Here is a 15,988-nt window from a genome sequence, read left to right as displayed (position 1 = left end):
CTGCCGATGATGGCCCCATGGCGGCCGGCGCCCGAGCCATCAGGCCGAATGGCGATCTGTCAGCGTGCGGTGCTGTGCCGCTCGATGAGCGTGAACCCGACACAGGAGCGTTCGGTGGCAGGGGCGGGCGACACGAGGAGCCGAACCGCTTCCGCAGCCATGCGATCGACATTCTGATCGAAGGTCGTCAGCCGATACGCCGGCCACGCCGATGCGGCGATGTTGTCGAAGCCCACCAACTGGGCATCGCGTGGTACGTCGAGGCCGCCCTCGATCCGCCAGGCATCGGCGACGCCGATTGCGGTCAGGTCGTTGACGCAGAAGATCGCATCGGGCCGCATCGGGGCGGCCAGCATCGCGCGGGCCGCCGCATAGCCGCCATCATGATCGAGATTGCCTTCGAGGCACAATGGCGGTGCCATGCCGATCTTCGCGAGCTCGTGCTGAAATCCGGCCTTACGCGCTGCGGACGCGACACTCGGTGCCCCGACATAGGCAAAGCGGGTGCCGCCACCGCGCGCCATCAGCCGCGCCGCCGCACGGCCGGCTCCATGATTGTCGGTCTCGACCACGCGGATCCACTCGGAACTCAGCCCGGAATTGAGCAGGACCACCGGGATGCGATGGGCGGAGATCGCCGCCGCGGCTTCCTCACCGAGAATGGAGAGCGCGCTCACCACGCCGTCGACACGGTAGCCGGCGAGATCATTCACGACGGCATCGAGCGCACGGTCGTCGTCCACCTGAAGGAGCAAGATCTTCTTGCCCGCCTCCTGCAGCGCGCGGCTGAACGCCTCGAGCGTGGCGGCATGGAACGGGTTATAGGCTCCGCCGACGACCAAGGCGATGAAGCCCGATCGGCCGTGCAGCATCATGCGCGGCAAGAGGTTGGGCTGATAACCGAGCAGGGCCGCAGCCGAGCGAACCTTGTCGCGCATCACCGGCGAGATGCTGGCGCCCGCCGTAAAGGCACGCGATACGGCCGATTGCGATACGCCTGCGGCGCGCGCGACGTCATGCGATGTCACCGGCCGTTCGGCGCCGTCGAAGATCATGCTGCCCTGCCCGGAAGGCGTGTGGGCATATCCGTCTCAGCACTCCCGACCGGCGCGGCCAGGGTGACGGAATAGGGGTGCCCATTCCTATCCCCAAGGCAGATCCTGTCACCCGGCATGGGATTGGTCATATCGCATGGCCACGGGAGGGCGGAGACGGAGCCGGCGACGGGCGCGTGGCGTCAGGTCTCGGCGGCGAGATCGGCATCCTGGCGATCAGGAACGGCGGCTTGCGCAGATCCTGGCCGCCATGGAAACGCGGCAGCCGCGTCCATTGGCCGAGAACGACATAGACGAACCGATCATCGGCGAAGATGCCGTCCGGCCAGACGAAGCGCGGATCGCGTGCGATCAGATCGAATCCGCCGTCGAGATTGCGGCGAAACACCGCATCATGATCGGAGGCGGTGGTATAAAGCCGCCCCCAGGCATCGCTGGCCAAGCCATCCGCTGCCCCTTTTTCGCCCTCGTCCACGACAGCCGAGGCCAATTGGGCGTCGTCCTTGGACGGGTCCGCGAGGAGAGCGGTGGGCAGGCTGTAGAGCCGGTGGCTGGATAGCGGCGCATAATAGAGGCGGCTCGCATCCTTGTTGAGCGCCAACCCATCGACGCCGCCACCGGGGAAGGTCGGATGTTGCGGATCGGCTTTCAGGACGCGGCCGTCGAGCATGGTCATGAAGCCCGGATCGGCCTTGATCGATTTGTCGTCCGCCAACACCCGGCGCTGCGCGCCGGTCGCGAGGTCGACCACCACCAGCGCGGGGTGGCCGTCGAACGAACTGTCGCTGACATAGGCCGTACCCGCGCGCCCATGGGTCAGGTCGACACGCAGATCGTTCATGTGGCTGCCGGGCAGCAGTGCGTCGGCGAGCAGTATCTTAGCGACGATCTGGCCGGTTGCCGGATCGAAGCCGACGATCTTGGCGCCGCCCGGCGCGATCGGCTGGCCCTTCACCTTGCCGTCGTCGATCACCCATAGGCGCCCTTGGGTATCCGTGGTGATGCCGTGGACCGAGACGAGCCGCTCGCCCGGCGGCCGATCGGACGCCACTGCCCCTGCCATCGCCGCGGAGGGGAAGGGGACGAGCCGGCCATCCTTCCATTCGCCGAGCGTCGGCCCGGCATGGTCGCCGTCATGCTTGGGGAAGCTCAGAAACATGCGGCCGCCGATCACGACGATGCCCGACGGATCGGGACCGGGAATGCTGGCGACGATCCGCACTTCGCCCGTGGCACCGAAGGCGGGATCATGATTGTCGGAGATTGTGGGTGTCTGCGCGCTCGCGCTGCCGGCGAGGCCCAATGCCAGGAGGGTCGCTGCAAATCGCATGACGTTGCTGTCCTTTCGAGTTGCGGGGATTTCAGAAGAGAGTCCGGGTGGACGACGGCTCGGCCAGGGCGGAGCGCCTAGCGCGGCCCTGCGACAGCCTCGCCGTTCGACCAGGTTTCGACGATATGGTCGGCGGCCGCGATGTCGCGCGCGGGATCGCCGTCGACCACCAGCAGATCCGCGCGCTTGCCCGGCGCGATGACGCCACGATCCCGAAGCTCCAGCAATGCCGCCGCATTGCGCGTCGCCAGCGTGATCGCCTGCAACGGGCTGAGCCCGGCCTGTACGCTGAGCGCCAGCTCGCGATGCTCGGCGATGCCGGGCACGCGAAGCGCGGTCGCGCCGCTATCGGTGCCGAATCCGATCTTCACGCCGGCATCATAGAGCGTCTTGAGGTTGCGCAGGTTCATCGCCAGCGACGCGCGGGCCTCGTCGGCCTGCTTGCCGCTGCGGGTCTTGGCGTCCCATGCCGGATCGTCGACCTCCATCTTGAGCGCGGGCGAGAGCGCTGCCTGTGCGAAGGGGGTTTGCGTCCACGGGGCATGATCGGCCCAGGCGACCGTCGCCTCGTCGAGTTCGAGCGTCGCGATATACCAGATGCCCCGGCTTTTCAGCGTCGCGACGAAGGCGGCGGGGACGGGCTTGTCGCGAACGCCGTGCGCGAGAATGTCGGCGCCGGCCGCGATCACCATCTCGGCGTCCGCCAGATCATGGATATGCGCCGCGACGCGCAAGCCCCGGGCATGGCTTTCCGCCACGACCGCGCGGACGATCGCGGGGTCCATCTTGACGGGCATGGTGCCGGCGAAGTCGTCCACCCAAATCTTGACGAGATCGGTATGCTCGTCCGCCATCGTATCGACGGCCTTGCGCGCTGCGGCGGGCGTCGATGGCCGGAAAAGCTGGTCGGGCGCGACGTTGATCATCTTGGCGGGCGGCGCGCCATTGGGAACGCCGATGCCCTGATCGACCCCGAACAGGTCGGCCGGCAGCCGGCCGGCATGGGCGTCCAGCCGCATCGGATCGAACAGCGGGCCATTGTTGCCGAGCGCGGTGACGGTGGTGATGCCGTAGCGGCGATATTGGGCGAGCGCCGCGGTGATGTTGCCCCGCGTATAATTTTGCGCACCGCTGGTCGTGCCGCCGACCTGGCCGACATGGACATGGTCGGAGATCAGGCCGGGGAGTATGCTCGTCCCCGTCCGATCGAGGATATGCGCTCCGGCCGGGATCGTGACGTTACGACCGGCCGCGATGATCCGATCGCCGTCGAACAGGATTGTGGCATCCTCGATCGGCGGCGACCCGCTGCCGTCGATCAGCCTGACGTGGGTGAGCGCGGTGGGGGCTGCCGTGGCGGGCGCTACGCCGAGCAGGGCAATGGCAAAAAGGGCTTTCACGATACGCACCTCACGGGAAGGGGGTTATGCTGGCCGGCTCTGAATGGGGCGATCGCCGCGCACGCCGCATCGCTGTCCTGGTTCCGGTAACGCGGCATGTTTTCAGAGGTTGCATCGCGATGCAAGTATGAGGCTTTTGGCCGTCGACAGCTTGCCCGTGCGACCTGTCACAAGAGAATGGGCCGCCCCTTGGGCGCTGCTTCAATGACGCTTCCCGGTACGCCGACGACCAATGCCTTTTTCGCGCTGTCCGCCATCGTTCGCCTCGTCGCGGCGATCACCGCGCTTCGGAAAACTTTCCTGGGCCCGATTTCGGTCGCCTGTCGTTCTGCCCGCCAGGGTCCAGTCGTTGAGGTTCCGTAAGAAAGCATCGCAATGGATCGGTTCTTTACGAAAATGGCCGGTGGTATGGCGGCCTTCGCGGGGCAGCCTCTGGCCTTCGTCATCGCTCTCGCGCTCATCATGATTTGGGCCGTGACCGGGCCGATATTCCATTATTCCGATACATGGCAGTTGGTCGTGAACACCGCGACGACGATCGTCACCTTTCTGATGGTGTTCCTCATTCAGAACAGCCAGAATCGGGACGGCGCCGCGATGCAGGCCAAGCTCGATGAGCTTATCCGGGCGCTGGACAATGCGCGTGGCACGTTCATCGGGATAGAACATCTGACAGACCGGCAGATTGCAGAAATCCGGGCGGCCCTTGAGGCGGACTGCAAGAAGGAGCCGGAAAAATATGAAGGCAAGCGCGCGACGGTGACGAACAGTGTCGACCGTCTGTTGTCGCGTTATTGACCGGCATCGCCATATCGCTCCTTCCGAATGCCGTCATGCCTTCTCAAAATTTGCGATCGATCTCCCCATTTCGTCATGCGCGCGCTCGTTGAAGTCGCCAATTCTCGATTTTTGAACGGGGCGCCGACGCCGCTGCCGGTCAGCGATCGCGGCTGTTTCCAAAGCCGCTCGTCCCGGCAGTTCGCAATTTCGCCCCGTGAGCAAGATGCGGATGATTCGCACCTGGACACCATTGGAAAGCCTTGCGTTCTGGCAGTACGAACCATGGGGACAGGCCAATGCATTTCACCATCAACGGTCGCGCTTACGAAGCCGATATCGATGTCCGCACCTCGATACTGGACCTTTGTCGCGAGCATCTCGGCCTGACGGGCGCCAAGAAAGGCTGCGACCACGGACAATGCGGGGCATGCACCCTGCTCATCAACGGCCGGCGCGTGAACGGCTGTCTGACGCTCGCGGTCATGCATCAGGACGATGAGATCACCACGATCGAGGGGCTGGGCCAGGTCGGTGCCCTGCACCCGCTCCAGCAGGCATTCGTTCGCCACGACGGATATCAGTGCGGCTACTGCACGCCGGGCCAGATCTGCTCGGCCGTCGCCATGTTGGATGAGGTTCGCCAAGGTTGGCCGAGCCATGTGACCGCCGACTTGCGGAAGCCGGCGTTCGACGACGGCGAAATTTCGGAACGCATGAGCGGCAATCTTTGCCGGTGTGCGGCCTATCCCAACATCGTCGATGCGATCCGCGAGGTCGGCGACGCCGAACCGGATGGCCGTACCGCCGATGAAAAGGACGCTGCGATGGTCGGGGAGGTCGTGGCATGAAGACCTTCGTCTATGAAAAAGCGGATAGCCCCGAGGCGGCGGTGCGCGATATCGATGGCGAGGATGCCCGCTTCATCGCCGGCGGCACCAACCTGCTCGATCTGATGAAGCTGCAGGTCGAAACCCCGGCCAAGCTGATCGACATCAGCCGGCTCGATCTGGCGTCGATCGAGACGCGGGACGATGGCGGCCTCACGATCGGCGCGATGGTGCCGAACAGCGATCTCGCCGCCGACCCGCGCATCATCGACGGGTACGAGGTGCTCAGCCGGGCTTTGCTGGCAGGCGCATCGGGCCAGTTGCGCAACAAGGCCTCGACCGGTGGCAATCTGCTCCAGCGGACGCGCTGCTATTATTTCTATGACACCGCCTCCCGCTGCAACAAGCGCTCACCCGGCAGCGGCTGCGATGCGATCGGCGGCGTCAATCGAATCCTCGCCGTCCTGGGCACCAGCGATCAATGTATCGCGACCCATCCGAGCGACATGGCGGTGGCGATGCGGGCGCTCGACGCGACGATCGTCACGCTCAATCGCGACGGGGATCGGCGTCGAATCTCGATCCACGATTTCTACCGGCTGCCGGGCAGCACGCCTCATATCGAAACGGTGCTCCGGCAGGGCGAACTGATCACCCACGTCGAACTGCCCAAGCCGCCGGTCGGCAAGCAGGCCTATCGCAAGGTCAGGGATCGGGCGTCCTATGCCTTCGCGCTCGTGTCGGTCGCAGCGGTCGTCGCCATCGAGGATGGCAAGATCGCCAGCGCGTCGTTGGCATTTGGCGGGCTGGGGCCGATGCCCTGGAAAGACGCCACGGTGGAAGCCGCCCTCGTCGGCCAGGCCCCGGCCCCGGACGTGTTCGCGGCAGCGGCCGACGCGCTCGTCGCCGAGGCCAAGGGCTCCGGTTCCAACGATTTCAAGATAGCTTTGGCCCGCCGCACGCTGATCGCGACGCTGCGCGACCTGACGGGAGCATGACGATGTTCGGTTTCGGCACCACCAACAGCCTGACGATGGACAAGCCCCATCCGCACAGCCTTCTCGATACCGGCGTGCAGGGCTCGATCAGCCGGCCCTTCGATCGTGTCGATGGTCCCAAGAAGGTTTCCGGCGCGGCGACCTACGCGGCCGAATATGCCTTCGACCATCTGGCCTACGGTTTCCTCGTCAGCGCGCGGATCGGGGCCGGCAAGGTCGTGTCGATCGATGCCGAGGCGGTCCGGTCGTTGCCGGGCGTTATCGACGTCGTCACCGACTTCGATCGCTTCGTCCGCGTCTCGGGCCAGGGCGGCGAGACTAAGGCGCCGACGCAGGGCGTGAAGGACATCGCCTTCATGGGCGAGATCGTCGCGATCGTGGTCGCCGAAAGCTATGAAGCCGCCCGTGACGCGGCGCTGCAGCTTCCGGTCGCGTATGAAGCCGGCGAGGGCGCCTATGGGTTCGAGGCCCACAGAGCCGAGGCGTATTCGCCCCCCGACGGGGTTACGCCCAGCCATTTCGCGCAAGGTGATGTCGATAGGGCGATGGCGGAGGCGCCCGTCACCGTCGATGTGACCTATATCACGCCCAGCCAGAATTCGGCGGCGATGGAACCGCACGCCTCGACCGCCGTGTGGGAAGAGGATGGCTCCCTCACCCTGTACGGCGCCTACCAGATGCCGACGTCCGATGCGTCGCAGCTCGCCAAATCCCTGGGGCTGTCGGCCAAAAAGGTCCGGATCATATCGCGCTACATCGGCGGCGGCTTCGGGTCGAAGCTGGGCGTCGCGCCCGAAAGCGTCGCCGCGGCAATCGCCGCCAAACAGGTGGGGCGGCCGGTCAAGGCGGTCATGGCCCGCCAGCAGGTCTTCGAGGCGACCGTGCGCCGTTCCAACACCGAACAGCATATGCGGCTGGCCGCAACGCGCGACGGTAGACTGACCGCGATCGGGCAGGAGAGCCTGGTCTCCAATCAGCCGGGCGAAGATTTCTTCGAGCCGGTCGGGATCGGGACGCACATGCTCTATGCCGGCGAGAACCGGTTGATCAGCCATCGGCAAATCCCGCTCAATCTCGTCCTATCCGGCTCGATGCGCGCGCCGGGCGAGGCGGTCGGCATGATTGGACTGGAATGCGCGATGGATGAGCTTGCCGAGACGCTCGGCCTCGATCCCATCGAACTTCGCAAGATCAATGACACGTCGCTGGATCCGGAGAAGAATGTCCCCTTCTCCTCGCGTAGCCTGACGGCAGCGCTCGACGAGGGCGCGGAGCGCTTCGGATGGGCGAAGCGCGGCCTGCCCGGCGCCCGTCGCGAGGGCGAATGGCTGATCGGCATGGGGATGGCCTCGGCCGTTCGCGGAAACATGCTCATGGAATCGTCGGCCAAGGTGGAGCTTCATGCCGATGGCTCGGCGACGGTCTCGTCGGCGATGACCGACATCGGCACGGGCAGCTATACTATTCTGGCGCAGATCGCGTCCGAGATCCTCGGCATTCCCGTCGATCGTATCGGCATGGCGCTGGGCGACACCCATGATCCGCCCGCCGCCGGCTCCGGCGGATCCTGGGGGGCGGGTTCGGCGGGTTCGGCGGTCTATCTCGCCTGCGAAATGCTGCAACGCAAACTGGCGAAGGCCATGGGCGTCGACGAAGAGGCGCTAACCCTCAAGGACGGCATGGCGATCGCCGCCAACCGCTCGATCCCGATCGGCGAGCTCGTCGGCCAGGGATTCGAGGCGATCGGTCATATCAAGCCCGGCAAGCAGGAAAAGGAGACCAGCCAGGCGTCTTTCGGCGCGCACTTCGCCGAGGTCGGCGTCAATGCAGTCACCGGCGAAGTCCGCGTTCGGCGTATGCTGGGCGTTTTCGCCGCCGGGCGGGTTCTCAATGCGAAGACCGCCCGCTCGCAATGCCTAGGCGGCATGACCTTCGGTATCGGCACGGCGCTGACCGAGGAACTGTATCACGACGCACGCAACGGCAAGCTCGTGAACCGCGACCTCGCCGAATATCATGTGCCGGTGAATGCGGACGTACCGCAACTCGAAGTCCACTTCCTGCCCGAGCGCGACATCCATGCCAATCCGATCCATGCCAAGGGCATCGGCGAACTCGGCATATCGGGCGCCGGCGCGGCGGTGGCGAACGCAATCTACAATGCGTGCGCCGTCCGGGTGCGGGATTTCCCGGTAACTCTCGACAAGCTTTTGCCGGGCCTTCCCGACATGGGCTGACGGGTCGCTCATCGGGCCGATCTTGGCCGGGAGCCGACGGCGCGACCTGTCGCCAAGCGATTCCGGCCCGTCCGGGGCGGGAGGCATGTCGTCGCATCCCGGTGGATTGCCGCGATCCGGCGCGGGGCCGCCGGGCGATCGAAGCGTTTTGACCTGCGTCATCGAAGCGATCGCTTCGGCCTGTCATCGCTGCCACCGAATCGAGCCATTGGAGTGCATATGGATATGCCGATCGCCGACCATGCCGCCGTGCTGACGGACGAGGATGCCGCGCTCATCGATCGCTACTTCCTGGCGGCCAACTATCTGTCCGTCGGGCAGATCTATCTCATGGCCAATCCGCTGTTGCGCGAACCTCTGGCCGCTGAGCAGGTCAAGCCGCGCCTGCTCGGGCATTGGGGCACGACCCCTGGGCTGAATTTCATTTACGCGCACCTGAACCGGATCATCCGCGAACGCGATGCCGACGTCCTGTATGTCTGTGGTCCGGGGCATGGCGGCCCTGGCATGGTCGCCAACACCTGGCTCGAGGGCAGTTATTCGGAAATCTACCCGTCCATCCCGCAAGATGCCGAAGGGATGGGGAAACTCTTCCGGCAATTCTCTTTTCCGGGTGGCATACCGAGCCATGCGGCGCCTGAGACGCCGGGCTCGATCCATGAGGGCGGCGAACTCGGCTATGCGCTGGTTCACGCTTATGGCGCGGCGTTCGACAATCCCGATCTCGTCGTGGCCTGCGTCGTCGGCGACGGCGAGTCTGAAACCGGCCCGCTCGCGGCGTCGTGGCACGGCAACGTGTTTCTCAACCCGGTCCATGACGGTGCGGTGCTGCCGATCCTGCATCTCAACGGCTATAAGATCGCCAATCCCACGATCTTTGGCCGGATGGACGATGCCGATCTCGCCAAGCTGTTCGAAGGCTTCGGTTATCGGCCTATATTCGTGGTGATCGACGCCAGCGATGACCGGATCGCCGCGCATAAGGCCATGGCCGCCGCCTGCGATGCCGCCTTCGACGAGATCCGCGCGATCCAGCGCGACGCGCGCGAGGCGGGGCATGCCGGTATGCCCCGCTGGCCGATGATCGTGATGCGCAGCCCGAAGGGGTGGACCGGGCCCAAGGAGGTCGACGGGAAGAGGGTCGAGGGATTCTGGCGTGCCCACCAGGTTCCGATCGACGCGGCGCGTACCGACGAAGGGCACCGCGCACTGCTCGAACAGTGGATGCGTGGCTACAAGCCCGAAGAGCTGTTCGACGAGGATGGCGCGCTGGTGCCCGAATTGCGCGCGCTGGCGCCCCAGGGCGACAAGCGGATGGGATCGACGCCCTTTGCCAATGGCGGGCGGCTGCGTGCCGAGCTGCGCCGTCCGGACTGGCGCGATTTCGCGCCTACCGCCAAGGTTCACGGCCAGGAGCAGGGCGAGGCGACCAAGGCCGCCGGTCGCTATCTCGCCGAACTGATCCGGCTCAACGCCGACCGCCGCAACTTCCGCATCATGGGACCGGACGAGACCAATTCGAACCGGCTCCAGGCCGTCTTCGAACAGACCGATCGCGTTTGGCAGGAGCCCATCGAAAGCTATGACGAGGATTTGGCCACCGATGGCCGGGTGATGGAAGTGCTCTCCGAGCATCTCTGCCAAGGCTGGCTCGAGGGCTATACGCTGACCGGGCGGCACGGCCTGTTCAACTGCTACGAGGCCTTCGTCCACATCGTCGATTCGATGTTCAACCAACATGCCAAATGGCTGAAGGTCAGCCGCGATCTCGATTGGCGGCGGCCGGTCTCCTCGTTCAACTATCTGCTTTCCAGCCATGTCTGGCGGCAGGATCATAATGGCTTCAGCCATCAGGATCCGGGTTTCATCGACCATGTCGTGAACAAGAAGGCCGACATCGTGCGCGTCTATCTGCCGCCCGACGCCAACACGCTGCTGCGCACGCTCGATCACTGCCTGGGCACCTATGACCGCATCAACGTGATCGTCGCCGGCAAGCAGCCGGCGCCGCAGTGGCTGTCGGCCGATGCCGCGGAATATCATTGTGCGGCAGGGCTCGGCGTGTGGACCTGGGCGGGCAATCAAGAGGCCGGCGGAGAACCCGATGTCGTCATGGCCTGCGCGGGCGACGTGCCGACGATGGAGACGATGGCGGCGGTCGATCTGTTGCGCCAGCATCTGCCGGAGCTGAAGGTCAGGGTCGTCAACGTCGTCGACCTGATGACGCTCCAGCCCCGGAGCGACCATCCCCATGGCATCGCCGATGCCGATTTCGACGCGCTGTTCACCACCGACAAGCCCGTGATCTTCGCCTATCATGGCTATCCGCATCTGATCCACCGGCTCACCTACAATCGCACCAACCACCGCAACCTGCATGTCCACGGATTCATGGAGGAGGGCACGACGACCACGCCGTTCGACATGGTCGTGCGCAACGAGCTCGATCGCTTCCATCTCGCCATCGATGCGATCGACCGTGTGCCGGGCCTCGCTGTGCGCGCCGTCGAGGCGAAGCAGCATTTCCGCAACGGCCTGATCGAGCATCATCGCTACGTCACCACCCATGGCGAGGATCTGCCGGACATCGCCGGCTGGAGCTGGCCCTATGCGGGCGCGACCGAGGAGGGGCGCGACTGACGATGGCGGTGCTCGCCCTCAATGCTGGCTCGTCCAGCCTGAAATTCGCGGTGTTCGAGGGCGAGGCGCGGCGTCTGGCGGGCCATGTCTCCGGCATCGGCGAGGCACCCAGGCTGAAAGCGGGCGACGTCGAGGAGGAATGGCCGGACGACACGGCCGAAGCGCTGACGCTTAAGCTGCTCGACTGGATCGGGCCGCAGATCGGCGACACGGATATCGACGCGATCGGCCACCGCGTCGTCCATGGCGGACGCGATTTTACCGATCCCGTGCGCGTCGATGCTGAGGTGATCGATCGACTGGACGCGTTGACTCCGCTCGCCCCGCTTCACCAGCCCGCGAGCCTGGCGCCGATGCGCCGCATCGCCCGGGAACGTCCCGCCATTCTCCAGATTGCGTGCTTCGACACCGCCTTTCACCATCGCCTCCAGCCGCCCGTCAGTCGCTACGCGCTGCCTCGTGCGCTCGAGGCCGACGGCATCCGGCGCTACGGCTTTCACGGCCTGTCTTACGAGGCGATCGCCCATGCCCTGCATCGTCGCGACGATGGCGCCGCCGGACAGCGCGTGCTCGTCGCCCATCTCGGTAGCGGGGCGAGCCTCTGCGCGATGCGCGACCTCAAGAGCGTGGATACGACAATGGGCTTCACCGCGCTCGACGGCATCATGATGGGCACCCGACCGGGCGCGCTCGATCCCGGCATCCTGCTCTATCTGCTGCAGGCGAAAGGCTATGACGCCGATCGGCTGGAGCAGCTGCTCTATCACGAGAGCGGGCTGCTGGGGGTGTCGGGCCTGTCGAGCGACGTCGAGGAACTGCTCGCTTCGGACAGGCCGGAGGCGCGCGAGGCGCTGGACCAGTTCGCCTTCTCGATCGCGCGCGAAACGATGGCGCTGGCCACGACCCTGGGCGGCCTCGATCGGCTCGTCTTTACCGGAGGGATTGGCGAGCATGCCGCGCCGGTTCGAATGGCGATCGCACAGAGACTGGCATGGCAAGGCGTGATCCTGGAGCCGTCCTGCAACGATCGACATGGCGAGACCATCTCGACATCCACGAGCAGGGTCGTCGTCAACGTCATTCCCACCGACGAGGAAGGCATGATCGCGCGACATTGCCACGCCTTGATGGGGTGAGAATGCCGTCTCGGTTCGGGTCAGGCGGCGGGAATTTCGCGCAGCGGCGCGCGTGCGTCGAGCATGGCCAGACACCAGACGACCAGCCCGGCTAACGCCAGCCCAGCCCCCACCAGACCCGTCGAGGCCCAGCCAAAGCCGGCGGATATCGCAAGGCCTCCCAACCATGGACCGATGGCGTTGGCGACGTTGAATGCCGACTGGTTGAGGGCGGCGGCAAGCGACTGGGCGTCTTCGGCCACGTCCATCAGCCGCGTCTGCAAGGCCGTTCCGAACGAGCCGCCGATGCCGATCAGGGCGACGTCGAGCATGATCGTCCAGGCACTGTGCGCGGCCAGCGGATAGACCGCGAGCGCGGCCGCTTCCAGCATGAGCAGGCCGGCGACCGTCGGCATCAACCGGCGGTCGGCGAGGCGCGGGGCGATGATCGTGCCCAGCGTCATGCCTACGCCGAAACAGGCGAAGACGATCGGAGTCATCTTGGGGGCCATGCCGGTGACCGCCACCAGCGTCGACGCGAGATAGGCATAGACCGCGAAGAAGCCGCCGAAGCCGATCGCGCCGATGCCGACGGTAAGCCAGACCTGGCGGCGGCGCAGCGCGCCGAGTTCGCGCAGCGGGCTCGCGCCCTCTTGGGGAGCATCATTGGGGGCGAGCGTGGCGACCAGCGCGACCGTGATCAACGCGAGGATGGCGACCACGCCGAAGCCCCAGCGCCAGCCGATGATCTGGCCGAGCTCATTGGCCGCGGGAACCCCGAGGATGGTGGCGATGGTCAGGCCGAGCATGACCAGGCCGACGGCGGTGGTGCGGCGTGCAGGGCCGAGCAGCCTGGCCGCGACCAACGCCGCGATCCCGAAATAGGCGCCGTGCGGCAGTCCGCTGAGGAACCGGAAGGCCAGCATCCAGCCATAGCTCGGCGCGAGCGCGGACAGGGCGTTGCCGATCGCGAACAGCACCATCAGCGCGATCAGCAACGTGCCGCGGCGTATCCTCGCCGACAGCACGGCGAGCAGCGGGGCGCCGACGACGACCCCCAATGCATAAGCGGAAACGACATGGCCGGCGGTCGGTTCGTCGATCCCCAATCCCTTCGCCATGAACGGCAGCAGGCTCATCGTGGCGAATTCGGTCGTGCCGATCGCGAACCCGCCCATCGCCAGGGCGAAGAGGATCAGGCCGGTATGGTGGACGCGCGCGGTCCCGTCTTTCGTGGCCAAGGACGGCCTCCCTTTAAAGCGATAACGGCTCGGAAAATGCGAATCCGTAGGCCCGGCGTTCTTATGCCTGGGCGTCGACGGCTCTCCTGTGGAACCTGCGCAACCAGTATCGGCCGGACCTGTTCCCGTGTGTCGGTGCCGCTTATCGTATCTCCGGCGCCGGTGGGAAGGGGCGTCGGCGTCCCTTATATCGCATTGTCCGCCAGTCTTCGGGCCTTCCGTGCCGCCATCCTTGCCCAAATCATCACGCTACCTTGCCGAAAAAACGAAGCGTCCAAACGGCGCGCGCGGCGTTGCAGGGCCATGCCGATACCGCTTCTCTCCCGTCGTGCCAGCCTGGCGACGCTCGCCGGTGCTGCCGCATGTTGCCGGCCTGGCCTTGCCGTCGCCCGATCCGCCGCTTCGCGCAGCGCCGCCCTCGCCGTGGCGGCGCGATCGCCCTGGCTTTGCAACGGCGTCGCGGTGACGGCCGACGGCGGGATGTTTCTGGGGTTGCCGCGGTTCGCCGGCCATATCGATACGCCGTCGCTCGCCAGGGTCGAGGCCGATGGCCAGTTGCGGGCCTTTCCGGGCGGCACATGGAACGGCTGGAAGCCGGGTGAGGATGGTCGCGACCGCTTCGTCATGGTCAACGCCGTGCATGTGTTCGCAGACGGCAGCCTGTGGGTGGTCGACCAAGGCAGCGTAGAGCATGATCCCGCGTTGCCGCAGCCGAAGATCGTCCGGCTCGATGCCCGGACGGGAGCGGTGCTGAAGGTGCTGCGCTTCGATGCGACCATCCTGCCCGACGGCGCGACGATGAACGACCTGCGCATTCACGGCTCGACGCTCTATGTTACCGATTCCGGGCTCGGCGCGATCATCGTCCATGATCTCGTATCCGGGCGAACATGGCGTCGGCTGTCGAAGCAGCCGCTCCTGCGCAAGCCGCGCGATGCGGTGCAGAGGGGAACAGACGGCCGGCCGCTGGCGGACGGCGCGGGCAAGCGGCCCGAGACCCACAGCGATGTGATCGAGGTCGATGCCGCGGGACAATGGCTCTATTGGTGCGCCCCGACCGGGCCGATCCGCCGGATCCCGACCCGCCTGCTGCGCGATGACACGAAAGACGATGCGGCTCTCGCCGCTGCCATCCAGACGGTCGCGCTTATTCCGACGGTGGGCGGCACCGCGATCGACTCGCTGGGCAATATCTATTTGTCCGAGGGCGAGCGCCGGCGGATCACCGTGCTTTCTCCGCGCGGCGTGCGCGCGACGCTGGTCGAAGACGATCGGCTCGTCAGTCCTGATGCCATCTTCATCGATTCGAACCGACGGCTGCTGGTGCCGGCGGCACAGCTGGAGAATATCGCCGCCAACGCCGGCGGCCGGGATTCGACACGAGCGCCATGGTTGGTTCTGTCCATGCCGCTACCCCGTGAAGTTGGCGGGATCCTATTGGGCGACGCGGTGGATGGGCGAACCGCCTGACGCTCGCCATTCGCCGGCCGCTCCGCCGTAGGGCGGCGCCACTCGGCATCGATCTGGGCCGGTGCCCGATCGCGTGATCCTGTGAGATCGCCCCTTCGCTCCGATCCCGCCGATGGCTGTGCAGGCGCTCGCCGCGCGGCGGAGAAAGGCGGGATCTGTCGGAACGGTGAGAATGAGGTTGTAGCGATGATGCCTCTCGGCCGGCGGGAAGGCCATGCCGCCTTTGCCGGAGTTCAGCGCTGGAGGAAGGCCAGTGAAACCAGCCTCAATTCCGCCCCGGCGATGCCGGTGATCGATATCATCCTGATGAGGAAACCCAATCATTGCTGGGTGCCCGACATGTTCATGGCGCGGCAGGCGCGCCGATCCGTCACTCGTCGACCCGGCGCTGGATATCTTCCTGGCGCTGCCGCCGCTCGATCTGCTTCTCGCGGCTCCACCGTTTGGCGGCACGTATTCGCCTGGCCTTCAACAGGTCCACCGTCCACAAAATCGCAGCGATGAGCAAAAACGCAATCAGCACGGCGATCATGATCAGCATGATGAACTCCAGTGGAAGCAGCAAACGGGTTGCGCCATTGCTCATAGATGATTGGCCGTGGGAACCGAAATGATTGGGCGGCAGGCGATGAGGTTTACGGGTTCATTATCAAGGCCGGCGACTCAGCGGCATGGCCGGATCCGAGGCGGATCGGCGAACAGGGAAAATCTCGATCCCCGTCCGCCTCGTGGGACTGCGCTCGAGATGCTGTGCATCGACAAGATGTCGACGGGTGGAGAAGGGCTTTCACCAGACGGGGCGACGGCGATGCGAGCGCTCCTGTTCGGATTTTTGTGAACATTGGGGCATTTTAAAGTTCGGCTCGCGGGATTTGGCTTAGAACCATCCCTGATG

The 15,988-nt window shown here is 65.6% G+C and carries 12 protein-coding genes; 7 read left to right on the top strand and 5 right to left on the bottom strand.

The annotated features are described in order from the left end of the window. Positions 1 to 59 precede the first annotated feature (59 nt). The 3 genes from PBT88_RS14110 to PBT88_RS14100 form a co-directional block, all read right to left on the bottom strand. A complete protein-coding gene (locus tag PBT88_RS14110) occupies positions 60 to 1,055 on the bottom strand; it encodes a LacI family DNA-binding transcriptional regulator (RefSeq protein WP_270075963.1) in 996 nt (331 codons plus the stop codon). A 127-nt stretch (positions 1,056 to 1,182) separates the two neighbouring features. After that, a complete protein-coding gene (locus PBT88_RS14105; protein ID WP_270075962.1) occupies positions 1,183 to 2,385 on the bottom strand; it encodes an L-dopachrome tautomerase-related protein in 1,203 nt (400 codons plus the stop codon). Positions 2,386 to 2,462: 77 nt separating this feature from the next. Next, on the bottom strand, positions 2,463 to 3,785 hold the full coding sequence (locus PBT88_RS14100) for an amidohydrolase family protein (protein ID WP_270075961.1): 1,323 nt from the start codon (positions 3,783 to 3,785) through the stop codon (positions 2,463 to 2,465). Positions 3,786 to 4,160: 375 nt separating this feature from the next. On the opposite strand from PBT88_RS14100, the gene PBT88_RS14095 reads away from it, so the two are divergent. The 6 genes from PBT88_RS14095 (at position 4,161) to PBT88_RS14070 (ending at position 12,403) form a co-directional block, all read left to right on the top strand. Beyond that, entirely contained in the window at positions 4,161 to 4,583 is a 423-nt protein-coding gene (locus PBT88_RS14095) for a low affinity iron permease family protein (RefSeq protein ID WP_270075960.1), read from the top strand. Positions 4,584 to 4,861: 278 nt separating this feature from the next. Beyond that, positions 4,862 to 5,413 (top strand): 2Fe-2S iron-sulfur cluster-binding protein, encoded by a 552-nt coding sequence (locus tag PBT88_RS14090; protein WP_270075959.1) that lies wholly within the window; start codon positions 4,862 to 4,864, stop codon positions 5,411 to 5,413. After that, positions 5,410 to 6,390 (top strand): FAD binding domain-containing protein, encoded by a 981-nt coding sequence (locus PBT88_RS14085; protein ID WP_270075958.1) that lies wholly within the window; start codon positions 5,410 to 5,412, stop codon positions 6,388 to 6,390. Before PBT88_RS14090 ends, PBT88_RS14085 begins: the two co-directional genes overlap by 4 nt. A gap of 2 nt (positions 6,391 to 6,392) precedes the next feature. Then, positions 6,393 to 8,627 (top strand): xanthine dehydrogenase family protein molybdopterin-binding subunit, encoded by a 2,235-nt coding sequence (locus PBT88_RS14080; protein ID WP_270079274.1) that lies wholly within the window; start codon positions 6,393 to 6,395, stop codon positions 8,625 to 8,627. Between the two features lie 219 nt (positions 8,628 to 8,846). Next, complete coding sequence (locus tag PBT88_RS14075) at positions 8,847 to 11,267, top strand: phosphoketolase family protein (RefSeq protein ID WP_326521542.1); 2,421 nt, start codon at positions 8,847 to 8,849, stop codon at positions 11,265 to 11,267. Positions 11,268 to 11,269: 2 nt separating this feature from the next. Further along, positions 11,270 to 12,403 carry an acetate/propionate family kinase gene (locus PBT88_RS14070; protein ID WP_270075957.1) on the top strand — a complete coding sequence of 378 codons (1,134 nt, stop codon included), beginning with the start codon at positions 11,270 to 11,272 and terminating at the stop codon, positions 12,401 to 12,403. Positions 12,404 to 12,423: 20 nt separating this feature from the next. Here PBT88_RS14070 and PBT88_RS14065 read toward each other — a convergent pair whose 3' ends face one another. Continuing rightward, on the bottom strand, positions 12,424 to 13,560 hold the full coding sequence (locus tag PBT88_RS14065; protein ID WP_270079272.1) for an MFS transporter: 1,137 nt from the start codon (positions 13,558 to 13,560) through the stop codon (positions 12,424 to 12,426). A gap of 366 nt (positions 13,561 to 13,926) precedes the next feature. On the opposite strand from PBT88_RS14065, the gene PBT88_RS14060 reads away from it, so the two are divergent. Beyond that, entirely contained in the window at positions 13,927 to 15,093 is a 1,167-nt protein-coding gene (locus PBT88_RS14060) for an L-dopachrome tautomerase-related protein (protein WP_270075956.1), read from the top strand. A 370-nt stretch (positions 15,094 to 15,463) separates the two neighbouring features. On the opposite strand, the gene PBT88_RS14055 is transcribed toward PBT88_RS14060, so the two are convergent. After that, entirely contained in the window at positions 15,464 to 15,634 is a 171-nt protein-coding gene (locus PBT88_RS14055; protein ID WP_270075955.1) for a hypothetical protein, read from the bottom strand. Positions 15,635 to 15,988: the final 354 nt, after the last annotated feature.

It is taken from the genome of Sphingomonas abietis (assembly GCF_027625475.1).
GTDB classification, from domain to species: domain Bacteria; phylum Pseudomonadota; class Alphaproteobacteria; order Sphingomonadales; family Sphingomonadaceae; genus Solisphingomonas; species Solisphingomonas abietis.
The sequence above is the reverse complement of the archived record's forward strand: the minus strand, read 5'-3'. Positions and strand labels throughout refer to the sequence as shown.